This is a genomic window from Variovorax sp. J2P1-31, from assembly GCF_030317215.1.
GTDB lineage: Bacteria > Pseudomonadota > Gammaproteobacteria > Burkholderiales > Burkholderiaceae_C > Variovorax.
The window spans coordinates 138,561-160,609 of record NZ_JASZYA010000001.1; the positions used below are offsets into that span (position 1 = coordinate 138,561).

A 22,049-nucleotide genomic window follows, 5' to 3' on the forward strand; every position below is an offset into this window, starting at 1 on the left:
TCCTGTCAGCGTGCGTTCCTTTTCGCTTCGCCTCTACGGGCTCTTCACCTCCCTGGCCCAGCCGCTGGTGCGGCGCAAGCTGCGCCGGCGCGCGGTCGCCGAACCGGGCTATGCCCATGCGGTCGAGGAGCGCTTCGGCCACTACGACGAGGCCGCGGTCGGCGCCGGCTGGTGCTGGGTGCATGCGGTCTCGCTGGGCGAGTCGCGCGCGGCCGGCATCCTGATCGCCGAGCTGCGGCGCCAGCATCCGGGCATCCCGATCCTGCTCACCCACGGCACCGCCACCGGCCGCGAGGAGGGCGCCAAGCTGCTCGAGCCGGGCGACCTGCAGGTCTGGCAGCCCTGGGACACGCCGGCCGCCGTGGCGCGCTTCCTCGACCGCTTCGCGCCGCGCATCGGCGTGCTGATGGAAACCGAGGTCTGGCCCGAGATGGTCGCGGCCTGCCGCGAGCGCCGGATTCCGCTGGTGCTGGCCAACGCGCGGCTCAACGAGAAATCGCTGGCCTCGGCCGAACGCCTGGGCTGGCTGGCCCGCCCCGCCTACTCGGCGCTGACCGCCGTCTGGGCCCAGACCGAGGCCGACTCGCACCGGCTGGTGTCGCTGGGCGCCAAGGTGGCCGGCGTCTACGGCAACCTCAAGTTCGACGCCTCGCCCGATGCGCGCCAGCTCGCGACGGCGCAGAAGTTCAAGTCGCAGCTGCCGCGGCCGCTGGTCGTGCTGGCCAGCTCGCGCGACGGCGAGGAGCAGCTGCTGCTCGACGTGCTCAAGCGCTTCGGAGCCAACGCGCCGCTGCCCGAGGCCACGCCCGGCATCGACTCGATCGCGCGCCAGGTGGCGGCGGTGCAGTGGATGATCGTGCCGCGCCACCCGCAACGCTTCGACGAGGTTGCGGCGCTGATCGAGTCCAACGGCTTCGCGGTCGCGCGGCGCAGCACCGCGGGCGCGCCCACGCAGTCGGAGATCTGGCTCGGCGATTCGCTGGGCGAGATGGCGCTGTACTACGGCCTGGCCGACGCCGCGCTGCTGGGCGGCAGCTTCGAGGATCTGGGCGGCCAGAACCTGATCGAGGCCGCGGCCTGCGGCTGCCCGGTGATCCTGGGGCCCTCGACCTTCAATTTCGCCGAGGCCGCCGACCTCGCGCTGGTCGCGGGCGCGGCGCTGCGCGTGCAGGGCATGGAGCAGGCGGTGCGTGCCGCGCTGCAACTGGTGGGCGACCCGGTGCGGCGCGAGGCGATGGTGCAGTCGGCCCAGGCCTTCTCGTCGTCCAACCGCGGCGCCGCGGAGCGCACGGCGACGGCGGTGCTGGCGATCGCGATGCAGGCCGCGCCGGCGGAGCCGCCGGCTGCGGCGCCGGGCGCTTCGGCTTCTTCGACCGCCGAGCCCGAGCGGGCCGAGCCCACGCTCGACTGATCCGGCGGATCAGCGCGGGGCCGGCGTGCCGCCCTGCGCCAGCACGGCGTTGATCGGCTGCAGGTCGGTCGGCGTCAGGGTGCCGCTGGCCTGGCGCAGCTTGAGGTTGCCCATCAGCACGTTGTAGCGCGCCACGGCCAGGTCGCGCTTGGTCTGGAACAGCTGGCTCTGCGAGTTGAGCACGTCGATGTTGATGCGCACCCCGACCTGGTAGCCCAGCCGGTTGGCGTCGAGCGCACTCTGGCTCGAGGCCTCGGCCGCTTCCAGCGCCTTGACCTGGCCCGCGCCCGAGATCAGACCCAGGTAGGCGGTGCGCGTGGCCTGCGTCACGTTGCGGCGCGTGCCCTCGAGCACCGCGCGCGACTGCTCCTCGAGCGATAGCGTCTCGCGGATCCGGTTCTCGGTCGCGAAGCCCGCGAACAGCGGCATGTTGAACACCACGCCGATGCTCGGCCCGCTGGCGCGCGTGCCCACGGTGGTCGTGAGGTTGCCCTGCGGGCTGCGCGTCACGCTGTAGCCCAGCTGCGCGTCGATGGTCGGCTTGTGGCCGGCCTCGGCCTTCTGCACCTCCAGCCCGGCCACGTCCAGGCCCAGCTGCGCCTGGCGGATCGCGGGATGCACGGCCTCGGCCTGCGCCACCCAGGCGTTCATGTCGGCTGGCACCGGGGCGGGCAGCACCACCGGCGTGGCCAGCGGCAGTGGCGCGCTGCCGGTGCGCCCGACCAGCTGGTCGAGCGCGATGCGCCGGACCTGCAGGTCGTTTTCGGCCGCGATCTCCTGCGCGACCACCAGGTCGTAGCGGGCCTGGGCCTCGCGCGAGTCGGTGATGGTCGACGTGCCGACCTCGAAGTTGCGCTGGGCGAAGGCCAGCTGCTCGGCCACGGCCGTTTTCTGCGCGCGCACCAGCGCCAGCGTGTCCTGCGCGGCCAGCACGTCGAAGTAGCCCTGGCTCACGCGCACGATCAGGTCCTGCTCGGCCGTGGCCAGCACGGTCTGGGCGATCTCGGCCTGGCGCTTGCCCTGCTCGTAGGCGGCCCAGGCGACCGGGCGGTAGAGCGGCTGCGTGGCGCTGATGGCCGCGCTCTGGGTGTTGAAGTTGCGCTCGCCCGAGCCCGGCGGCGCGCCTGAGATCACGTCGATGTCGAACTGGTTGCGCTGCACACTGGCCTGCGCGCCCACCTGCGGCAGGATGCCGGCCTTGGCCTGCGCGGCGCGCGCCAGGTTGGCATCGAACTGGGCCCGCGCGCTCTGGTAGCTCGCGTCGTAGTCGCGCGCCGCCTCGTAGAGCGTGAGCAGGCTCTGGCCGTGGGCCGGCAGCGCGAGCGCCGCGGCCAGCGCGGCTGCAAGAGGAAGAAGCCGGGTCACGCGGGTCGCGGGCATGGGATGCGTCCTTGGAGGAAGAGAGTCAGTAGCGCGGGACGTTCGCGTCGCGCAGGGCCGACCAGGCATCGATGCCGCCGGCCACGTTGGCCACGTCGGCAAAGCCGTTCTGCGACAGGAAGGCCGCCACGCGCTGGCTGCGCGCGCCGTGGTGGCACAGGCAGGCGATGCGGTGGCCCGCGTCGAGCTCGCCCAGGCGCGCGGGGATCTCGTTCATCGGGATGGCCACCAGCGTGAAGCCCTGCGGCGCGACGCTCGCGGTCTGCAGCTCCCAGGGTTCGCGCACGTCGAGCAGCACGGGCACCGCCGCGGGGTCCTGGGCGAACCAGGCGTCGAGGTCGGAGGGGCGGACTTGGTCGATCATGAAGGTGCTTTTCGGGGTGACGCGGGGACGCAGCGGGCGGGGCCGTGCGTCGCTCTCCGCAAGAAGAGCGACGGACGCGGTGCGCGCTGCGCCGATGCGGCTAGAAGTTGAAGGGCGAGGGTTCGGGGAAGTTCAGCAGGCGCGGCGCGACCGTGTCCCAGGGCTGCGTGGTTTCCCACTGGCCTTCGCTCACGCGGGTCACGATGTGGGTGCGCATCATGGGCTCGTTGCCGACGATGGCGCTCAACCGGCCGCCGATGTTGAGCGAGCCCAGCAGGCCCTGCGGAATGCGGGCCACCGAGCCGCTGAGCACGATCACGTCGAAGGTCGGGCCGCTGGACAGCGGCTTGGAGCCGTCGGCGTGGCGCACCTCGACGTTGGTCACGCCGTTGCGCTGCAGCGTCTTCGCGGCGCTCTCGGCCAGCCGGGCGTCGATTTCCAGCGTCAGCACCTTGGCGGCGCGGCCGGCCAGCAAAGCGGCCATGAAGCCGGAGCCGGTGCCGATCTCGAGCACCGATTCGTGCGGCTGCACCTTGAGGTCGTTGAGCGTGCGGGCTTCGATCTTGGGCGCGAGCATGGTCTGGCCGGGCTCGGCACCGTTGCCCAGCGGCAGTTCCATGTCGAAGAAGGCCAGCGCGCGGTGCACCGCGGGCACGTAGTCCTCGCGGCGGATCGTGTTGAGCAGTTCGAGGACCAGCGGGTCGTGCACGTCCCAGGGACGGATCTGCTGCTCGATCATGTTGAAGCGCAGACGCTCGTGGGTGGCGGGGGTGTTCATGTGTTTCTCTTTTCGGAGTGGGACTCAGGCAAACCCACGATTTTAGGCGGCCGGGGAAATCGAGGGCGGGTGGCGGGAGAGGCCGCGGATGGCGATCTCGGTCTGGGTCGCGATGTACTTCAGCGGGTCGAGCTCGATGTCGCTCTCGACCCAGGTGCTGTTGTGCTTCACGAGGAACAGGAAAATCATGGGTGCGACCACGGTGTAGATGGCGTTGTCGACGTCCACCGGCAGGAATTCGCCGCGGTCGATGCCGCGCCGCAGGATGCGCCGCATCAGCGCATGGCCGGGGGCCACGACCTCGCGCTGGTAGAAGGCCGCGAGCTCGGGGAAATTGTTGCCTTCGCTGAGCATCAGCTTGGTCAGGCCCGACACCGGCGTGGCGCCGACGCGCTCCCACCAGACCTGGGTGCAGTAGCGCAGCATGTCGGCGGTGCTGCCCTCGAAGGCCTCGAATTCCTCGTTCCACTCGGTGAAGCGGCCCGCGAGGCTTTCGGTGATCACCGCCTTCAGCAGGTCTTCCTTGCTCTGGAAGTAGAGGAACAGCGTGCCCTTGGACACGCCGGCCCGCGCCGCCACTTCCTCCGAGCGGGTGGCGGCGAAGCCCTTCTCGACGAACAGCTCGAGCGCGGCCTGGATCAGTTCGCCCGGGCGCGCCTCCTTGCGGCGCTCGCGCTTGGCGCGGCCCGGGCAGAGGAGGTTGTTGCTGAGGAAGCGGGGCATGAAGTTAATGACTGGCGGGTTAGTAATGTAGTGAGGCCCATCCGTCACGTCAAGCCGCGACAATAGCGGGCTCCGCTTTTTACCGAGCCGCCATGACAGACACGACCACCCCTTCCGCCACCCCGACCGAGACCATCGTCCTGGGCGGCGGCTGCTTCTGGTGCACCGAGGCCGTGTTCGACCGCGTGCGCGGCGTGCTCGACGTCGAGTCCGGCTACAGCAACGGCCAGACGCTCAACCCCAGCTACGAGCAGGTCTGCACTGGCCGCACCGGCCACAACGAGGTCGTCAAGCTGGTCTTCGACCCGCGCGAGATCGCGCTGCGCGAGGTGCTGGAGATCTTCTTCGTGGTGCACGACCCGACCACGCTCAACCGCCAGGGCAACGACGTCGGCACCCAGTACCGCAGCGGCATCTACTACACGAGCGATGCGCAGAAGCAGGTGGCCGAAGAAGTGATCCGCGAGATCGAGGCCGGCAAGACCTATGCGTCGCCCGTGGTGACCGAGGTGGTGCCGCTCGCCAACTACTCGACCGCCGAGGCCTACCACCAGGACTACTTCCTGAACCACCCGAACCAGGGCTACTGCGCCTTCGTGGTCGGGCCCAAGGTCGAGAAGTTCCAGAAGACCTTCGCGGCCCGCGTCAAGGACTGACGCGCGCCTCTCGCATGCACGCCCTGCGCCATTCCCGCTGCCACGCCAGCCTCATCGTCGCCCTTGCGGTGGCGCTGTGGCTCGCGTCCACGCTGGGGCTGATGCACCGGGTGCTGCACCCCGGCGCGGGCAATGCGCCGGCCTCCGCGGCCGTGGCCCAGGCCTACGGCGTGGGCCATGCGCACAAGGTCGGGCAGGGCGGGCTGCTGGCCCTGTTCGGCGATCACGTCGACGCCGACTGCCGGCTGTACGACCAGCTCGCCGGCGGCGCCGCCGCGCTGTCGGTTCCCTTCGTGGTGCTGCCCATCGCCTTGCCGATGGCGCGCTTCCACTACTTCCTGGGCGAAGCCCTCGCCCGCTGGGTCACGCTGTTCGACGCGCGTGGCCCTCCGCTGACCCGCTGAATCCCCCCTGGTATTCGATTGGCTGCAGCCCCCGGAGGGGCCGCGGCCGGTTTTTCCTTGATTCAACGAGTCCGCACCATGATTTCCAATTTCCGCCTCAGCGCCATCGGCGTCGCCGTCCTGTCCCTCGCGTCCTGGGCCGCCCACGCCCAGACCGCGCCCGCCGCGACGGCGCCCGCCCCGAGCCTGCGCGAGGTGACCGTCACCGGCAACCCGCTCGGCGCGTCCGAACTGATCGCGCCCACCGACACCCTGCAGGGCGATGCGCTGCTGCAGCGCTCGACCTCCACGCTGGGCGAGACGCTCAACAACATCCCGGGCGTGAGCAGCAGCTACTTCGGCCCCAACGCGAGCCGGCCCATCATCCGCGGCCAGGACGGCGACCGCATCCGCATCCTGCAGAACGGCGGCAGCGCGCCCGACGCCTCGGCGCTGAGCTACGACCATGCGGTGCCGGTCGATGCGCTGGTGACCGACCGCATCGAGGTGCTGCGCGGCCCCTCGGCGCTGCAATACGGCGGCAGCGCGGTCGGCGGCGTGGTCAACGTGATCGACAACCGCATCCCCAGCGAACCGCTCAACGGCTTCGGCGGCCGCGCCGACGCGGGCTATGCCACCGGCAGCAAGGAGAAGAGCGGCGGCGTGGTGCTCGAAGGCGGCAACGACCGCTACGCGCTGCACATCGACGCCTTCGACCGCCGCTCGGACGACGTGCGCGTGCCGATCGAGCTCGCCTGCGAGAAGCCCGGTTCGCCCGGCTTCGCGCGCCGCATCTGCAATTCGCAGAACAGCGCCCATGGCGGCGCGGTCGGCGGCTCGGTGTTCTTCGACCAGGGCTGGATCGGCGCCTCGGTCAGCACCTACCGCAGCGACTACGGCACGGTGGCCGAAGACGACGTGACCATCGGCATGAAGTCGGACCGCTACGCGCTCGAAGGCGAATGGCGCCCGGGCGGCTTCTTCAGCAGCGTGCACGCCAAGATCAGCCACACCGACTACCGCCACACCGAGTTCGAGGGCGGCGAGCCCGGCACCACCTTCGCCAACAAGACCAACGACATCCGCATCGAGGCGCGCCACCGCAAGATCGGCGGCCTCGAGGGCCTGATCGGCTTCACCAGCGAGACCGGCCGCTTCTCGGCCGACGGCGAGGAGGCTTTCGCGCCGCACAGCCGCACGCGCTCGAACGCGCTGTTCGTGCACGAGGAACTCGGCACCGCGTGGGGCCGGCTGAGCTTCGGCGCGCGCACCGAGCAGGTCAAGGTCCAGTCCTTCGGCTACCCCGAAGACCCGTCCATCACCCGCTTCACCGTGGGCGAGCGCAGCTTCAACCCGCACAGCGCGGCCTTCGGCGCGCTGGTCGACCTGACGCCGCAATGGCAGCTGACCTCCAACCTGGCCTACACCGAACGCGCGCCCAAGGACTACGAGCTGTTCGCCAACGGCCCGCACGTCGCGACCGCGGCCTGGGAGGTGGGTGATCCGTCGCTGCAGAAGGAGAAGTCGGTCGGCTTCGACATCGGCGCGCAGTGGAAGTCCGGCGCCAACAACGCGCGCGTGAACGCCTACGTGACCCGCTTCCGCAACTACATCGGCCTGACCGCCACCGGCAACCAGCGCGACGGCGAGGGCGCGGTGGTCACCGACCCGGCCGCGGAAGACACCTTGGCCGAGTACGTCTACGGCGGCGTGCGTGCGCGCTTCACCGGCCTCGAGGCCAGCGGCAACCTGCGCCTGCTGGGCGCCGACGGCTTCGCCGGCACCACCGCGGGATCGACGCTGGACCTGCAATGGCGCGGCGACCTGGTGCGCGCGACCAACACCGACACCGGCGAGCCGCTGCCGCGCATCTCGCCGGTGCGCGTGGGCGCCGCGCTGGCCTACGGCGACGGACCGTGGACCGCGCGCCTGGGCTTCGACCGCTACTCGGCGCAGAACCGCGTGCCGGCCGAAGGCGCGCGCGCGACCGAGGCCTACACGCTGTGGAACGCGGCCCTGGCCTACCGCATGAAGGTGCAGGGCGCGAGCCTCACCTGGTATGCGCGGCTGGACAACCTGAGCAACAAGCTGGCCTACAGCGCGACGTCGATCCTGACCACGACCGTCTATCCTGCCGCGCCGCTGCCCGGCCGCTCCGTGAAAGTCGGCCTGCGCGTCAACTTCTAAAGCGCCGACGTGAACCCGCCGCGGCGAGCCGCTATGCTCGCCGCGGTGAATTCACCTGTCGCTTCCGCCCTGCTGCCCGTCGTCCTTCTCATCGCCGCGGGCTATCTCGCCGGGCACCGTCGCTGGGTCGGGGCCCATGCGGTCAAGGACCTCTCCAACCTGATCTTCCTGCTGCTCGCGCCCGCGCTGCTGTTCCGCTCGATGAGCGCGGTGCACTTCGAGCAGCTGAGCCTGAAGCCCGTGGCCGCGTACTTCATCGGCGCGGGCATCATCTTCATCGGCACGCTGCTGTGGCGCGGACTCAACCGCACGGCGGCGGTGCTGGCCATCGCGAGCACCTTCAGCAACACCGTGATCATCGGCGTCGCGCTGGTCGACCTGGCCTACGGGCCCGACGGCCTGGTGGTGCTGCTCACGCTGGTGTCGCTGCATTCGCTGGTGCTGATCACCAGCGCCACGGTGCTGATCGAGCTCATGGTGGCGCGCGAGCACGCGGCCTCGAACGGCCGCCAGCGGCACCATCTGCTGCGCACCGTGGGGCGCGCGCTGCGCAATTCGATCTTCCATCCGGTGCCGCTGCCCATCATCGCGGGCCTGCTGTATGCGCAGACCGGTTGGGGCCTTCCGGCCGTCATCGACAAGCCGCTGATGCTGCTGGGCCAGGCCTTCAGCCCGGTGGCGCTGGTGCTGGTGGGCGTGACGCTGGCGCTGACGCCGGTCGGCACGCATCTGCGCGACGCCTTCACCATGGCGCTGGTCAAGAACGTGGTGCACCCGCTGCTGGTGCTGGGCACGGGCTGGCTGCTGGGCGTGCGCGGCCTGCCGCTCACGGTGATGGTGGTGGCCGCGGCCATGCCCATCGGCGCCAACGCCTTCCTGTTCTCGCAGCGCTACAAGGTGGCGGAGGAACTGGTGACGGCCAGCGTGGTCGTGTCGACCGTGCTGGCGCTGCTCACGCTGAGCGCCGCGATGGCGCTGATGGCCCGCTTCTAGGCGGGCCGGGGCCTCACATCAGCAGGTGTTCGCCGGCGTTGTCGCCGCCCAGCGTGACGTAGTTGACCTTGCGGATGTCCATCAGCGCCTTGCCGCCGGCATAGCTGATGGAGCTCTGCACGTCCTGCTCCATCTCGACCAGCGTGTCGGCCAGCTTGCCCTTGATCGGCTCGAGGATGCGCTTGCCCTCGACGTGCTTGTACTCGCCCTTGTTGAAGTCGCTGGCCGAGCCGTAGTACTCCTTGAACAGCACGCCGTCGACCTCGACCGTCTTGCCCGGCGACTCCTCGTGGCCCGCGAACAGCGAGCCGATCATCACCATCGAGGCGCCGAAGCGGATGCTCTTGGCGATGTCGCCGTGGTCGCGGATGCCGCCGTCGGCAATGATGGGCTTGGTCGCCACGCGGGCGCACCACTTGAGCGCGCTGAGCTGCCAGCCGCCCGTGCCGAAGCCGGTCTTGAGCTTGGTGATGCAGACCTTGCCCGGGCCGATGCCGACCTTGGTCGCGTCGGCGCCCCAGTTCTCCAGGTCGATGATGGCTTCGGGCGTGCCCACGTTGCCGGCGATCACGAAGGACTGCGGCAGCTTGGACTTGAGGTAGCCGATCATGTTCTTCACCGTGTCGGCATGGCCGTGCGCGATGTCGATGGTGATGTATTCGGGTGTCAGGCCGGCCGCGGCCAGCTGGTCGACGGTGTCGTAGTCGGCCTTCTTCACGCCCAGCGAGATCGAGGCGAACACGCCCTGGGCCTGCATGTCCTTGACGAACTGCACGTTGTCCAGGTCGAAACGGTGCATCACGTAGAAGTAGCCGTTCCGTGCCAGCCAGAGGCTGATGGTCTCGTCCACCACCGTCTTCATGTTGGCCGGCACCACCGGCAGGCGGAACTTGCGCCCGCCCAGCGTCACGCCGGCGTCGCATTCCGAGCGGCTTTCCACGCGGCACTTGCGCGGCAGCAGCAGGATGTTGTCGTAGTCGAAAATTTGCATGATGAGACCAAGCTCCTGTGAAGGGTTCGCCGGCAGGAAGTCCCTGTCGGCGTGGGCGCTTGGTCTTGGCCGGTTCCGTCGCCGCGAAAGCGGGCGAAAAAAAACCGGGCGACAAGAATCTTGGGCCCGGTGATTGATTCTAGGGGAGCGGCCGCGCGCGGGTCAGACGGCTTTCCATATAGACCTTATTTTCCGTGCGGCGCCATGGCGCGGCGTGCTCAGAAGCGGTAGCCCACGCCCACGCCGATCAGCAGCGGGTCGACCTTCACGGTCGACAGCCGGCTGCCGTTCAGGCTCACGTCGGTGCGGATCTGCACCTTCTTGACGTCGAAGTTCAGGAACACGTTCTTCGCGATCGCGATGTCCACGCCGGCGCCCAGGGCCAGCCCGAAGCTGTTGTGCTCCAGGTCCAGCCGGCCGACCGTGGGCACGGCCAGGTTCACCGAGCCGATGCGCGTGTAGTTCAGGCCGATGCCCGCATAGGGGCGGACGGTGCCGTCGGGGATGAAGTGGTACTGCAGCATCAGCGAGGGCGGCAGGTGCTTGAAGCTGCCGATGTCGACCGGGCCGCCCAGCGCGCTCTGCGTGATCGTGACGCGCTGCTTCTGCGGCACCGTCAGCACCAGCTCGGCGGCGATGTTCGGCGTGAAGAAGTAGGTGATGTCGATCTCGGGGATGGTCTTGTCGTTGACGTGGATCGCATCGGCCGGCACCGCCAGCGCGCCGATCGCGTCGGAATGGTTGGCCGTATCGATGCGCACGGCGCGGGCGCGCAGCAGCCAGTTGCCCTGGGCTTCCTGTGCGGCGGCGGGCAGGGCGCAGGTGGCGCCCAGGGCGCCGAGGAGGGCGCCGATCCAGGCGCGCGTGAGCAGGTTCTTCTTCATGGTCGGGGACTCCGTTGCGGGCCGCGCAGGGGGCGCGCGGCAACTGGCACCCAGTGTCCGGAAGCGGCCTCTTCGTGTCCTTGATCCAGGGCAAGCATCGGTCCGCGGCGCATTCCGGGCCCGGCGTTCCTACAATGCCGGGATGTCTCTTTTCGGCTCGCACGACGCTTTCGACGGCGCCCCCCCTTCCCCAGCGGCCGCCTCGCCCCTGCTCCACAACCTCAATGCCGAACAACTCGCCGCGGTCACGCTGCCCGAGGGCAATGCGCTGATCCTGGCCGGTGCCGGTTCGGGCAAGACCCGGGTGCTCACCACCCGCATCGCCTGGCTGCTGCAGACCGGGCAGGTGACGCCGGGCGGCATCCTGGCCGTGACCTTCACCAACAAGGCGGCCAAGGAAATGGTCACGCGGCTGACGGCGATGCTGCCGATCAACGCGCGCGGCATGTGGATCGGCACCTTCCACGGGCTGTGCAACCGCTTCCTGCGCGCGCACTGGAAACTGGCCAACCTGCCGTCCACCTTCCAGATCCTCGACACCCAGGACCAGCTCTCGGCCATCAAGCGGCTGATGAAGCAGTTCAACGTCGACGACGAGCGCTTTCCGGCCAAGCAGACCCAGTGGTTCATCTCGGGCGCCAAGGAAGAGGGCAAGCGCCCCGGCGACATCGAGGTGCGCAGCGAGGAAGACCGCAAGAAGGTCGAGATCTACCAGCTCTACGAGGAGCAGTGCCAGCGCGAAGGCGTGGTCGACTTCAGCGAGCTGATGCTGCGCAGCTACGAACTGCTGCGCGACAACGATCCGATCCGCGAGCACTACCAGCGGCGCTTCCGCCACATCCTGATCGACGAGTTCCAGGACACCAACCGGCTGCAGTACGCCTGGATCAAGATGCTCTCGGGCACCACGGCCGGCGGCCGCTTCACGCCCGGCGGCAACAGCGTGATCGCGGTGGGCGACGACGACCAGAGCATCTACGCCTTCCGTGGCGCGCGCGTGGGCAACATGGCCGACTTCGTGCGCGAGTTCGAGGTCTCGCGCCAGATCAAGCTGGAGCAGAACTACCGCAGCTACAGCAACATCCTCGATTCGGCCAACGCGCTGATCGGCCACAACACCAAGCGGCTGGGCAAGAACCTGCGCACCGAGCAGGGCCCGGGCGAGCCGGTGCGGGTCTACGAATCGACCAGCGACTTCGCCGAGGCGCAGTGGATGGTCGAGGAGATGCGCCAGCTGGTGCGCGACGGCATCGAGCGCAAGGAGATGGCCGTGCTCTACCGCAGCAATGCGCAGAGCCGGGTGATCGAGACCGCGCTGTTCAATGCCTCGGTGCCCTACCGCGTGTACGGCGGCCTGCGCTTCTTCGAGCGCGCCGAGATCAAGCATGCGCTGGGCTACCTGCGGCTGCTGGAGAACAAGGACGACGACACCAGCTTCCTGCGCATCGTCAACTTCCCGCCGCGCGGCATCGGCGCGCGCAGCATCGAGCTGCTGCAGGATGCGGCGCGCGCGGCCGGCCACTCGCTGCACGACGCGGTGAGCGCGGTCGGCGGCAAGGCCGGCGCCAACCTGTCGGCCTTCGTCGCCAAGATCGACGTGCTGCGCGAGCAGACCGTGGGCATCTCGCTGCGCGAGATCATCGAGCTGGTGCTCGACCACAGCGGCCTGATCGAGCACTACAAGGCCGACCGCGAAGGCGCCGACCGGGTGGAGAACCTGGAGGAACTGGTGAACGCGGCCGAGAGCTTCGTCACCCAGGAAGGCTTCGGCCGCGACGCGGTGGCGCTGCCGGTCGACGAGCTGCGCCAATCGCCCGCGAGCCAGGGGCTGAACCCCAACCTGCCGGTCCTCGACGAGCCGCTGGCACCCGATGCCGAGACCGGCGAGACGCTGAGCCCGCTGGCCGCCTTCCTCACGCATGCGGCGCTGGAATCGGGCGACAACCAGGCCCAGGCCGGGCAGGACGCGGTGCAGCTCATGACCGTGCACGCGGCCAAGGGCCTGGAGTTCGACTGCGTGTTCATCACCGGCATGGAAGAGGGCCTGTTCCCGCACGAGAACTCGATGAGCGACCACGACGGCCTCGAGGAAGAGCGCCGCCTGATGTACGTGGCCATCACCCGCGCCCGCCAGCGCCTGTACCTGAGCCACTCGCAGACCCGCATGCTGCACGGCCAGACCCGCTACAACCTCAAGAGCCGCTTCTACGACGAACTGCCCGAGGCCGCGCTCAAGTGGCTCACGCCCAAGAACCAGGGCTTCAAGCCCTCGGCCTTCGGCTACGGCGGCGGCTACGGCAGCACGCGCGCCGGCACCGGCGGCGGCGGCTTCAGCCCCGACGCCTTCGCCAGCCCCCCGGTCCCGCCGCAGAAAGCCGCGCCCTCCCACGGCCTGCGCTCGGGCATGCAGGTCTTCCACAACAAGTTCGGCGAAGGCACGGTGATCGCGCTGGAAGGCAGCGGCGACGACGCCCGCGCCCAGATCAACTTCCCGCGGCACGGGGTGAAGTGGCTGGCGCTGTCGGTGGCGAAGCTCACGCCGGTCTGATCAGCCAGCGCTGCCGGCGCACTCTTTTCCAGGGACACCGCGGAACCGGCTTTGCCGGGCCGCCGGTGTCGCCCCCCTGAAAGGGGGGAGGGGCGCCAGCCACACGAAGTGGGCCAGCCCTTCGGGGGGTCAGTCTATGAAGCTGTCGCGGAAGGTGAACCACGTGCTCGTGAAGAACATCGACGCCATCACCAGCGCCCCGCCCACCATCAGCGCACCGCCGGCCGCGGCCGCGCCGCCGCCGACCAGCGCCGCGAACAGCGTGGCCACCAGGCTCAGCACGATGCCCGAGCCGATGAAGACGCCGATCCAGGTCAGGCCGAAGACGAACATCGCGCCGAAATTCCGGAAGCAGGCGATGAAGCTGAAGAACAGGCTCTTGGTCGGCGGCACGCCGTGCCAGTGCACCAGCGCCGGCGCGTGCCAGAAGGCCAGCGACAGCGGCAGGTACAGCGCCATGGCGATCCACAGCGCGGCCTGGAACGAACCCGACTCGGCCATCTCGCGGCTCACGGTCTCGCCCATCAGGTAGACCCGTGCGAACTGGCCGCCGTCGGCCAAGGCCGACACGCCCATCACCAGCAGGAACAGCACCGCATAGAGCGCGCCCAGCACCAGCATCGGGCGGATGCCGCTGCGGGCGGCGGTCAGCGCGGCCAGCAGCACGGCGGCGGCCGGCGGCTTCTGGCCGGGCCCGGCCTTGGCGGCCTCGGCGCTGGCGGCCATCAGGCCCAGCGTCATGGTGGGCAGCAGCATCAGCGCCAGCGCGGTGCCGACCAGCGGCAGCTGCGAGGCGATCGACACCATCGCCATGAAGAAGAAGAACAGCGAGGCGAAGGCCAGCGGCCGCTTGGTGAAGGTCTGCAGTCCGCTGCGGACCCAGGTCGCACCCGTGCGGGCCGGGACTATGTTGAGTTTCATCGAATCCGTTCGTCTTCAGGCGGCCATCGCGGGCGCCTGCAGCGCCAGCGGCTCGCGGGCCCGCTCGCGCAGCACCCGCTCGAAATGCGTGGGGTCGTGCGCCTGCAGCATGCTGGCCTCGCGCGGCAGGTGGAAATCCCAGAGCCGCGAGATCCAGAAGCGCAGCGCCGCGGCGCGCAGCATCGCGGGCAGCAGCGTGCGCTCGGCGCCGGTCAGCGGGCGCACCGCGAGGTAGGCCGCGAGCAGCGCATCGCTGCGCGCCGGATCGGGCTTGCCGCTCGGCAGGTCGATGGCCCAATCGTTGAGGCACACCGCCAGGTCGAACAGCCAGGTGTCGGTGCCGGCGAAGTAGAAGTCGAACACGCCGCTGAGCCGGGGCGCGGCGCCGTCGGTGCCGGTCTCGAACATCGCGTTGTCGCGGAACAGGTCGGCATGCACCGGCCCGCGCGGCAAAGCGGCATAGGCCGAGGAGGCGGCCACGTGGTTCTGGTAGGCCAGTTCGGCGCGCAGCAGGGCGGCCTGCGGTGCCTCGAGGTAGGGCAGCACCACCGGCGCGGTGTCGTTCCACCAGTCCAGGCCGCGCAGGTTGGGCTGGATGCGGTCGAAGTCGCGGCCCGCCAGGTGCATGCGCGCCAGCCAGTGGCCGAGTTCGGCGCAGTGCGCGGCGTCGGGCGCGAGCTGGCTGTGGCCGCTCAGGCGCTGCACCACGGCGGCCGGCTTGCCCGCCACCTTGTGCACCAGCTCGCAGGGCGCGTCGGGCGCCGATGCCAGCAGTCCCGCCTTGGCCGGCGTCACGGCAGGGTCGGCCATGGGCTCGGGCACCGGGATGCCGCGGGCGGCCAGGTGCTTCATCAGGCACAGGTAGTAGGGCAGCTGTTCGGGGCCGAGGCGCTCGAACAGCGTCAGCACGTACTCGCCCTTTTCGGTGCTGGCGAAGTAGTTGGTGTTCTCGATGCCGCCCTGGATGCCCTTGAGCGCCTGCAGGGCCCCCAGGCCCAGGCGCTGCACGAGCGCGTTCGCTTCGTCGAAACCGACGTCGGTGTAGACCGCCACGCCGCTCAGAACTTCATCAGGTTCCAGACGCGGGGGCCGTTGCCGCCGCTGCTGGTCTCGGCCTGGCCCTGGCGCGAGCGGCCGCCGTCGTTGGGCAGCACCTCGTAGGAGGGCACGTTGGCCTTGGGCTGCACCGTGATGCTCTGGGTCTGGCCGCCGTAGCGGACCTCGTCGACGCTGGCGCCGCCGTCTTCGACGTGGATGTTCTCGATCTTCTGGTTGCGGCGGCCCTCGGCCTTTTCTTCCTGCTTCTGCTGGTCGGCGGTGGGGGCCGGCTGCGGCGCGGGCTGGGCCTGCACGGCGGCCACGGGGACGGCGCAGATGAACGCCAGCGTCAGGGCGTGGCGAAGGAGGGAGGAGGTGGTGGGGGCCATGCCCCGATTGTAGGTGCGCGGCCGTATCCCGTCTGTCAGCGCGGGGCGCTTTCGGCTGTCTGGCAGCGGCGCGGCGCGCGGGCGCGCGGGCCGGGCAAAATGGGCCGATGACCGACAAGAAAACGCTGCTGCTGGTGGATGGTTCGAGCTACCTCTACCGCGCCTTCCACGCCATGCCCGACCTGCGGGCCGTGCCCGGCGATCCCAAGAGCCCGGCCACCGGCGCCATCCGCGGGATGATCAACATGATGAGCGCGCTGCGCCGCGAGGTGCGCGCCGACTACGCGGCCTGCGTGTTCGACGCGCCCGGCCGGACCTTCCGCGACGACTGGTACCCCGAGTACAAGGCCAACCGCTCGCCCATGCCCGACGACCTGCGCAGCCAGATCGACCCGATCCACGAGATCGTGCGGCTCTTGGGCTGGCCGGTGCTGACCGTGCCCGATGTCGAGGCCGACGACGTGATCGGCACGCTGGCCAAGATCGCCGCCGCGCAGGGCGTGGAGGTGATCGTCTCCAGCGGCGACAAGGACCTGAGCCAGCTGGTCGACGCGCACATCACGATCATCGACACCATGAACGGCAAGAAGCGCGACGTGGCCGGCGTGACCGCCGAGTTCGGCGTGCCGCCCGAGCTGATGATCGACTACCAGACGCTGGTGGGCGACACGGTCGACAACGTGCCCGGCGTGCCCAAGGTCGGACCCAAGACCGCCGCCAAGTGGCTGCTCGAATACGGCTCGCTCGATGCGCTGATCGAACGCGCGGCCGAGGTCAAGGGCGCGGCCGGCGAGAACCTGCGCCAGGCGCTGGACAAGCTGCCGCTGAGCAAGCGCCTGGTGACCATCCGCACCGACTGCGACCTGGCCTCACATGTGAGCGGCCTGCCCTCGCTCGACGGCCTGCCGGTGGGCGCGCCGCAGGTCGAGCTGCTCAAGCCGCTCTACGAGACCTACGGCTTCAAGAGCCTGGTCAAGGCGCTCGAGGCGCAGGCGGTGCCGCCCGAACTGATCGAGGAAGAGAACGCGAAGAAGAAGGGCGCGAAGAAGGACACCGACCAGGGCGGCCTGTTCGACGAGCCTTCGGAGCTCGCTGCGCTGGAAGCCGCGGCGCCCGCGAGCAACCTCCAGTACGACACGGTCACCACCTGGGAGCAGTTCGACGCCTGGCTCGTGAAGCTCGAAGCCGCCGAACTCGCGGCCATCGACACCGAGACCACCTCGCTCGACGAGATGGTGGCGCAGATCGTGGGCCTGAGCTTCAGCGTCGAGCCCGGCGAGGCGGCCTACATTCCGCTGGCGCACAACTACCCCGACGCGCCCGCGCAGCTGCCCCTCGACGAGGTGCTGGCGAAGCTCAAGCCCTGGCTCGAGAACGGCGCGAAGAAGAAGCTGGGCCAGCACATCAAGTACGACCGCCACGTGTTCGCCAACCACGGCATCGAGGTGCAGGGCTATGCGCACGACACCATGCTGCAGAGCTATGTGCTCGAGGTGCACAAGCCGCACGGGCTGGCCAGCCTGGCCGAGCGCCACCTGGGCCGCAGCGGCATCTCCTACGAAGACCTGTGCGGCAAGGGCGCGCACCAGATCCCGTTCAGCCAGGTCGACATCGCCAAGGCGGCCGAGTACTCCTGCGAGGACAGCGACCAGACGCTGGACGTCCACCGCGTGCTCTGGCCCCAGCTGCAGGCCGACGACAAGCTGCGCTTCGTCTACCAGCTCGAGATGGATTCGAGCGAGGCGCTCTACCGGGTCGAGCGCAACGGCGTGCTGATCGACGCGCCCACGCTGGCCTCGCAGAGCCACGAGCTCGGCACGCGCATCATGGAACTCGAGCAGCAGGCCTACGAGATCGCGGGCCAGCCCTTCAACCTCGGTTCGCCCAAGCAGATCGGCGAGATCTTCTTCACCAAGCTGGGCCTGCCGGTGGTCAAGAAGACGCCGAGCGGAGCGCCCAGCACCGACGAGGAAGTGCTCGAGAAACTGGCGGAGGACTATCCGCTGCCGGCCAAGATCCTCGAGCACCGCGGCCTGTCGAAGCTCAAGGGCACCTACACCGACAAGCTGGGCCAGCTGGCGAATCCGCGCACCGGCCGCGTCCACACGCACTACGCGCAGGCGGTGGCGGTCACGGGCCGGCTCAGCAGCAACGACCCCAACCTGCAGAACATCCCGATCCGCACGCCCGAAGGCCGGCGCGTGCGCGAGGCCTTCGTGGCGCCCGCGGGCAGCGTGATCGCGAGTGCCGACTACTCGCAGATCGAGCTGCGCATCATGGCCCACATCAGCGGCGACGCCTCGCTGCTGCGCGCCTTCACCGAAGGCATCGACGTGCACCGCGCGACCGCGGCCGAGGTGTTCGGCAGCACGCCCGAGGAGGTGTCGAGCGAGCAGCGCCGCTATGCCAAGGTGATCAACTTCGGCCTGATCTACGGCATGAGCAGCTTCGGCCTGGCGAAGAACCTGGGCATCGAGACCAAGGCCGCGGCCTCCTACATCGAGCGCTACTTCGCGCGCTACCCGGGGGTGAAGGCCTACATGGACGAGACCAAGGCACTGGCCAAGGAGCAGGGCTACGTCGAGACCGTGTTCGGCCGGCGCCTCTACCTGCCCGAGATCAACTCGCCCAACGGCCCGCGCCGCGGCGGCGCCGAGCGCGCGGCCATCAACGCGCCCATGCAGGGCACGGCGGCCGACCTGATCAAGCTCAGCATGGTCAAGGTGCAGGACGTGCTCGAGGCCGAAGGGCGCGGCACCAAGATGATCATGCAGGTGCACGACGAACTGGTGTTCGAGGTGCCCGAGGCGGAAGTCGAATGGGTGCGCACCGAAGTGCCGCGCCTGATGGCCGGCGTGGCCGATCTCAAGGTGCCGCTGCTGGCCGAGATCGGTGTCGGCCCGAACTGGGACAAGGCGCATTGAGCCTGAGGCCTGCCTTCGCCATGGCGGCCGCCCTGCTGGGGCTGGCCGCTGGGCCCGCCATTGCGCAGCCGGCCGTGAAGGTGCCGCCCACCGGCGTGCGCCAGTGCCTGGGCTTCCAGCCGGACGGCTGGCCCGCGCCCCAGGCCTGCGCCGAGGCCGGCGCGTTGAAGCTGGTGCCCAAGCAGGACGGCCTGCAGGGCGCGGGGCCGATGGCCTACGAGGCCGTGCCGGGGCAGCCGCTGACCGCCTGCGTGCGCGACCGCGTGTCCGGCCTGGTCTGGGAAGGCAAGCCCGACAGCGGCCGGCAGCCCTGGCCCGTGCGACGCGACGGTCCGGAGGGCTCGCCCCGCTTCGACACCGCGGGCTACGGGCCGCAGAACCAGCCGGTGCCCGGCAGCCGCGGCCACAGCGAGGCCTATTCCTTCCACCGCGATGGCCGGCCGGGCGGGGCGCTGGCCTATGTGGCCGAGGTCAACGCGAGCCGGCTGTGCGGGTACGCGGACTGGCGTTTGCCCACGGTGGCCGAACTGCATGGCCTGGTCGACCTGGGCAAGGCGCGGACGTCCGACGTGCGCCCCACGCGGCCGCTGGCCGAGCAGGCGCTCATCGACGCGCGCTGGTTCCCTCACACCGTGCCGGCGGTCTACCTGAGCTCGGAGTGGCGCGACGACACCAGCGTCTGGTGCGTGAACTTCGAGAACGCCCACGTCTACGACTGCGACCCCGAGATGGCGCGCAAGCCGCCGCCGCTCTTCGTGCGCCTGGTGCGGGGCCCGGCCGTGCCGACGACCGAGCGCTGGCGCGCGTTGCCCGACGAGCGCGGCGTGGCGGGCGGCGCGGTCGAGGACCGCCACACCGGCCTGGTGTGGCGTCGCTGCGCGGAGCCGCAGGCCTGGAACGGCCGGCGCTGCACCGGGACGGCCCGGCGCTACGACGACGTGCAGGCCTTGCAGCGCGCCAGCGGGGAAGCGGGCTGGCGCCTGCCCACGATCAAGGAAGTCAACAGCCTGGCGCAGCGCGAAGCCGAGCGCTTCGCGTTCCCCGACACCGGCTTCCCGGCCCCGGGGGACGACGCCCGGCGCGTGGGCCACTGGTCTTCCACCGTCTGCGATGCGCGCCCCGAAACACCGTCCGCGCGAGCCTCGGTCAGCGCCTGGGTGCTGAGCGAGGACGGCGCGATCCTCTGCGAGTCGCGCATCCGGCACCTCGGGGTCCGGCTGGTGCGCGAGTGACCTCATCCTCCCCAACAGGTAACTTCTGCATGCTTCTCCATCCCGCCCGCACCTTCATCCTCCGTGCATTGCTGCCGATGCTGCTGGCCGGCGCCGCCGCGGCAGCGCCCGACCCGCGCATCGCCGACCTGGCGGCCGCGCAGAAGCAGCCGCTGCTCGATTCGCTGGCGCAGCTGGTGGCCATCGAGTCCGGCAGCCGCGACCTCGAAGGCCTGGCGAAGATCTCCGAGCTCATCGCCGCGAAGTTCAAGGCCCTGGGCGGCGAGGTCGAGCTGATCGACCCGAGCGCCGAGGCCTACCGCATGGAAGACACGCCCGAGCAGCTGGGCCGCGTGGTGCGCGCCACCTTCAAGGGCACGGGTCAGAAGAAGATCCTGCTGATCGCGCACATGGACACGGTCTACACCCAGGGCATGCTGGCCAGGCAGCCGTTCCGCATCGACGGCGACAAGGCCTACGGCCTGGGCATCGCCGACGACAAGCAGGGCATCGCGGTGATCCTGCACATCGTGTCGATGCTGCAGGCGCTGCAGTTCAAGGACTACGGCACGCTCACCGTGCTGATCAACGGCGACGAGGAGATCAGCTCGCCCGGCGCGCGCGGCCTCATCACGCGCATGGGCGCCGAGCACGACGCCGTCATGTCCTTCGAGGGCGCCTACGTGAAGGACGACAAGCTCTCGCTCGCCACGGCGGGCATCGCCTCGGTCACGCTGAACGTCACGGGCAAGGCCTCGCATGCGGGCTCCGCGCCCGAGAGGGGCGTGAACGCGCTGTACGAGCTGTCGCACCAGATCCTGCAGATGCGTGACCTGTCCGACCCGGCCACGGGCCTGAAGATGAACTGGACCATCTCCAAGTCGGGCAGCAACCGCAACGTGATCCCGGCCAGCGCGTCCGCGGGCGCCGACGTGCGCGTCCTCAAGGTCAGCGACTACGACCGCATCGAGCAGCAGGTGAACGAGCGCGTGAAGAAGCAGCTGATTCCCGAGGCCAAGGTCGAGCTGAAGTTCGAGCGCCGCCGTCCGCCGCTGGAAGCCACCGACGCCTCGCGCGCCCTGGCTGCCCACGCGCAGCGGATCTACAAGGACGAACTCGGCCTGCCGCTGGGCGCCGACGACAAGGCCGCCGGCGGCGGCACCGACGCGGCCTTCGCGGCACTGAAGACGAAGGCGCCGGTCATCGAGCGCTTCGGCCTGCAGGGCTTCGGTGCGCATTCGGCCGATGCCGAATACGTGCTGGTCGATTCGATCGCGCCGCGCCTGTACCTGGGCACGCGCCTGATCATGGACATCGCCCTCGGCAAGACCAGCCACTGAGCCACCGCCCGCGATGCGCCTGCGCCACATCGAGGTCTTCAACGCCATCATGCTCACCGGCAGCGTGAGCGCGGCGGCGCGGCTGATCAACATCACGCAGCCGGCCGTGAGCCGCACGCTGCAGCATGCCGAGCTGCAGCTGGGCTTCCCGCTGTTCGAGCGCGCCAAGGGCCGGCTGGTGCCGACCACCGAGGCGCTCACGCTGTACCCGCACATCGAGCGCCTGTTCGCGCAGCTCGACGAGGTGCAGCGGCTGGCCTCGAACCTGCGCACCGCGGGCGACACCGGCGAGCTGCGCATCCTCAGCGTGCTGGCGCTGAGCTACGAGGTGCTGCCGCGCGCGCTCAAGATCTTCCGCGAGAAGCACGCGGGCGTGGCGGTGACGGTCGAGTCGCTGCACTCGCCGCAGATCCTGTCGGCGCTGCTGTCGCAGCAGGCCGACGTGGGCTTCGCCTTCAGCCCGGCGGTGCATCCCTCGCTGCTGCAGGAAACGCTGGCCGACAGCCGCATGGTGTGCATCGCGCCCAAGGGCATGCTGTCGCGCGCGCTGGTGCGCAACGGTTCGGTGGCACTGCACGACCTGGCCGAGCGCCCGGTGGTCGGCCTCGACAGCCGCGACCCGGTGGGCACCAGCCTGAGCCAGGCCTGCCGCCAGGCCGGCGTGGGCTTCCACCAGGCGGTGGTCACGGTGCAGACCTACCACGCGGCGCTGGCCATGGCGCATCACGGTCTGGGCGTGGCCCTGGTCGACGGCTGCACGGCCGCCTCGGCCGACCGAAGCAAGGTCGACGTGCTGGCGCTGGAGCCGCACATCCCGGTGCCGATCCGTGCGCTGCGGCTGTCGGGCCGGCCCGACTCGGTGGTGGTGCGCGCGATCACGGCGGCGATGCGGCAGGCGATCGAGCAGATGGGGCGCGAGAACGGGTGA

General features: G+C 70.0%; 19 protein-coding genes. 10 read left to right on the forward strand and 9 right to left on the reverse strand.

Annotated elements, in window-relative coordinates; translation table 11 throughout:
- Positions 1-10 precede the first annotated feature (10 nt).
- On the forward strand, positions 11-1,411 hold the full coding sequence (locus QTI20_RS00670; protein WP_286550803.1) for a 3-deoxy-D-manno-octulosonic acid transferase: 1,401 nt from the start codon (positions 11-13) through the stop codon (positions 1,409-1,411).
- A 9-nt stretch (positions 1,412-1,420) separates the two neighbouring features.
- Here QTI20_RS00670 and QTI20_RS00675 read toward each other — a convergent pair whose 3' ends face one another.
- The 4 genes from QTI20_RS00675 to QTI20_RS00690 all read right to left on the reverse strand — a co-directional run bounded on the left by QTI20_RS00675 (position 1,421) and on the right by QTI20_RS00690 (position 4,656).
- Positions 1,421-2,791 (reverse strand): TolC family outer membrane protein, encoded by a 1,371-nt coding sequence (locus QTI20_RS00675; RefSeq protein WP_286550802.1) that lies wholly within the window; start codon positions 2,789-2,791, stop codon positions 1,421-1,423.
- Positions 2,792-2,816: 25 nt separating this feature from the next.
- Entirely contained in the window at positions 2,817-3,155 is a 339-nt protein-coding gene (locus tag QTI20_RS00680) for a rhodanese-like domain-containing protein (protein ID WP_183027233.1), read from the reverse strand.
- A gap of 100 nt (positions 3,156-3,255) precedes the next feature.
- Complete coding sequence (locus QTI20_RS00685) at positions 3,256-3,933, reverse strand: protein-L-isoaspartate O-methyltransferase family protein (RefSeq protein WP_286550801.1); 678 nt, start codon at positions 3,931-3,933, stop codon at positions 3,256-3,258.
- Positions 3,934-3,975: 42 nt separating this feature from the next.
- Positions 3,976-4,656, reverse strand: coding sequence for a TetR/AcrR family transcriptional regulator (locus tag QTI20_RS00690; RefSeq protein WP_286550800.1), 681 nt, complete (start codon positions 4,654-4,656; stop codon positions 3,976-3,978).
- A gap of 92 nt (positions 4,657-4,748) precedes the next feature.
- Between QTI20_RS00690 and msrA the strand changes: the two genes are divergently transcribed.
- The 4 genes from msrA (at position 4,749) to QTI20_RS00710 (ending at position 8,875) form a co-directional block, all read left to right on the forward strand.
- Positions 4,749-5,312, forward strand: a complete 564-nt coding sequence (gene msrA / locus QTI20_RS00695) for a peptide-methionine (S)-S-oxide reductase MsrA (RefSeq protein WP_286550799.1) — start codon at positions 4,749-4,751, stop codon at positions 5,310-5,312.
- A 14-nt stretch (positions 5,313-5,326) separates the two neighbouring features.
- A complete protein-coding gene (locus tag QTI20_RS00700) occupies positions 5,327-5,716 on the forward strand; it encodes a hypothetical protein (RefSeq protein WP_286550798.1) in 390 nt (129 codons plus the stop codon).
- Positions 5,717-5,794: 78 nt separating this feature from the next.
- On the forward strand, positions 5,795-7,882 hold the full coding sequence (locus QTI20_RS00705) for a TonB-dependent receptor (protein ID WP_286550797.1): 2,088 nt from the start codon (positions 5,795-5,797) through the stop codon (positions 7,880-7,882).
- A 45-nt stretch (positions 7,883-7,927) separates the two neighbouring features.
- Positions 7,928-8,875, forward strand: coding sequence for an AEC family transporter (locus tag QTI20_RS00710; protein WP_286550796.1), 948 nt, complete (start codon positions 7,928-7,930; stop codon positions 8,873-8,875).
- Between the two features lie 13 nt (positions 8,876-8,888).
- Here the strand turns inward: QTI20_RS00710 and QTI20_RS00715 are convergent, their stop codons facing one another.
- Together QTI20_RS00715 and QTI20_RS00720 are read right to left on the reverse strand one after the other, a co-directional pair.
- Complete coding sequence (locus QTI20_RS00715) at positions 8,889-9,866, reverse strand: GMP reductase (RefSeq protein ID WP_286550795.1); 978 nt, start codon at positions 9,864-9,866, stop codon at positions 8,889-8,891.
- Between the two features lie 218 nt (positions 9,867-10,084).
- A complete protein-coding gene (locus QTI20_RS00720; RefSeq protein WP_286550794.1) occupies positions 10,085-10,750 on the reverse strand; it encodes an OmpW/AlkL family protein in 666 nt (221 codons plus the stop codon).
- Positions 10,751-10,892: 142 nt separating this feature from the next.
- On the opposite strand from QTI20_RS00720, the gene QTI20_RS00725 reads away from it, so the two are divergent.
- On the forward strand, positions 10,893-13,298 hold the full coding sequence (locus QTI20_RS00725) for a UvrD-helicase domain-containing protein (protein ID WP_286550793.1): 2,406 nt from the start codon (positions 10,893-10,895) through the stop codon (positions 13,296-13,298).
- A gap of 129 nt (positions 13,299-13,427) precedes the next feature.
- On the opposite strand, the gene QTI20_RS00730 is transcribed toward QTI20_RS00725, so the two are convergent.
- Genes QTI20_RS00730 through QTI20_RS00740 form a run of 3 tightly spaced genes read right to left on the reverse strand, consistent with a single transcriptional unit; the run spans position 13,428 to position 15,646 of the window.
- A complete protein-coding gene (locus QTI20_RS00730) occupies positions 13,428-14,219 on the reverse strand; it encodes a BPSS1780 family membrane protein (RefSeq protein WP_286550792.1) in 792 nt (263 codons plus the stop codon).
- A gap of 15 nt (positions 14,220-14,234) precedes the next feature.
- A complete protein-coding gene (locus QTI20_RS00735; protein ID WP_286550791.1) occupies positions 14,235-15,272 on the reverse strand; it encodes a homoserine kinase in 1,038 nt (345 codons plus the stop codon).
- Between the two features lie 5 nt (positions 15,273-15,277).
- Entirely contained in the window at positions 15,278-15,646 is a 369-nt protein-coding gene (locus tag QTI20_RS00740; RefSeq protein WP_286550790.1) for a hypothetical protein, read from the reverse strand.
- A gap of 107 nt (positions 15,647-15,753) precedes the next feature.
- Here QTI20_RS00740 and polA point away from each other — a divergent pair, with 107 nt between their 5' ends.
- The 4 genes from polA to QTI20_RS00760 are packed head-to-tail and all read left to right on the forward strand — an operon-like array spanning position 15,754 to position 22,049.
- Positions 15,754-18,570, forward strand: coding sequence for a DNA polymerase I (gene polA / locus QTI20_RS00745; RefSeq protein WP_286550789.1), 2,817 nt, complete (start codon positions 15,754-15,756; stop codon positions 18,568-18,570).
- Positions 18,567-19,802 carry an Lcl C-terminal domain-containing protein gene (locus QTI20_RS00750; RefSeq protein WP_286550788.1) on the forward strand — a complete coding sequence of 412 codons (1,236 nt, stop codon included), beginning with the start codon at positions 18,567-18,569 and terminating at the stop codon, positions 19,800-19,802. Before polA ends, QTI20_RS00750 begins: the two co-directional genes overlap by 4 nt.
- A 29-nt stretch (positions 19,803-19,831) precedes the next feature.
- A complete protein-coding gene (locus QTI20_RS00755; protein WP_286550787.1) occupies positions 19,832-21,121 on the forward strand; it encodes a M20/M25/M40 family metallo-hydrolase in 1,290 nt (429 codons plus the stop codon).
- Positions 21,122-21,134: 13 nt separating this feature from the next.
- Entirely contained in the window at positions 21,135-22,049 is a 915-nt protein-coding gene (locus QTI20_RS00760; RefSeq protein WP_286550786.1) for a LysR family transcriptional regulator, read from the forward strand.

What these genes read in the sequence shown, in the direction of transcription:
- QTI20_RS00675 (WP_286550802.1), bottom strand. Translation starts at nt 2,791, where the DNA reads ATGCCCGCGACCCGCGTGACCCGGCTTCTTCCTCTTGCAGCCGCGCTG.
- QTI20_RS00680 (WP_183027233.1), bottom strand. Translation starts at nt 3,155, where the DNA reads ATGATCGACCAAGTCCGCCCCTCCGACCTCGACGCCTGGTTCGCCCAG.
- QTI20_RS00685 (WP_286550801.1), bottom strand. Translation starts at nt 3,933, where the DNA reads ATGAACACCCCCGCCACCCACGAGCGTCTGCGCTTCAACATGATCGAG.
- QTI20_RS00690 (WP_286550800.1), bottom strand. Translation starts at nt 4,656, where the DNA reads ATGCCCCGCTTCCTCAGCAACAACCTCCTCTGCCCGGGCCGCGCCAAG.
- msrA (WP_286550799.1), top strand. Translation starts at nt 4,749, where the DNA reads ATGACAGACACGACCACCCCTTCCGCCACCCCGACCGAGACCATCGTC.
- QTI20_RS00700 (WP_286550798.1), top strand. Translation starts at nt 5,327, where the DNA reads ATGCACGCCCTGCGCCATTCCCGCTGCCACGCCAGCCTCATCGTCGCC.
- QTI20_RS00705 (WP_286550797.1), top strand. Translation starts at nt 5,795, where the DNA reads ATGATTTCCAATTTCCGCCTCAGCGCCATCGGCGTCGCCGTCCTGTCC.
- QTI20_RS00715 (WP_286550795.1), bottom strand. Translation starts at nt 9,866, where the DNA reads ATGCAAATTTTCGACTACGACAACATCCTGCTGCTGCCGCGCAAGTGC.
- QTI20_RS00720 (WP_286550794.1), bottom strand. Translation starts at nt 10,750, where the DNA reads ATGAAGAAGAACCTGCTCACGCGCGCCTGGATCGGCGCCCTCCTCGGC.
- QTI20_RS00725 (WP_286550793.1), top strand. Translation starts at nt 10,893, where the DNA reads ATGTCTCTTTTCGGCTCGCACGACGCTTTCGACGGCGCCCCCCCTTCC.
- QTI20_RS00730 (WP_286550792.1), bottom strand. Translation starts at nt 14,219, where the DNA reads ATGAAACTCAACATAGTCCCGGCCCGCACGGGTGCGACCTGGGTCCGC.
- QTI20_RS00740 (WP_286550790.1), bottom strand. Translation starts at nt 15,646, where the DNA reads ATGGCCCCCACCACCTCCTCCCTCCTTCGCCACGCCCTGACGCTGGCG.
- polA (WP_286550789.1), top strand. Translation starts at nt 15,754, where the DNA reads ATGACCGACAAGAAAACGCTGCTGCTGGTGGATGGTTCGAGCTACCTC.
- QTI20_RS00755 (WP_286550787.1), top strand. Translation starts at nt 19,832, where the DNA reads ATGCTTCTCCATCCCGCCCGCACCTTCATCCTCCGTGCATTGCTGCCG.
- QTI20_RS00760 (WP_286550786.1), top strand. Translation starts at nt 21,135, where the DNA reads ATGCGCCTGCGCCACATCGAGGTCTTCAACGCCATCATGCTCACCGGC.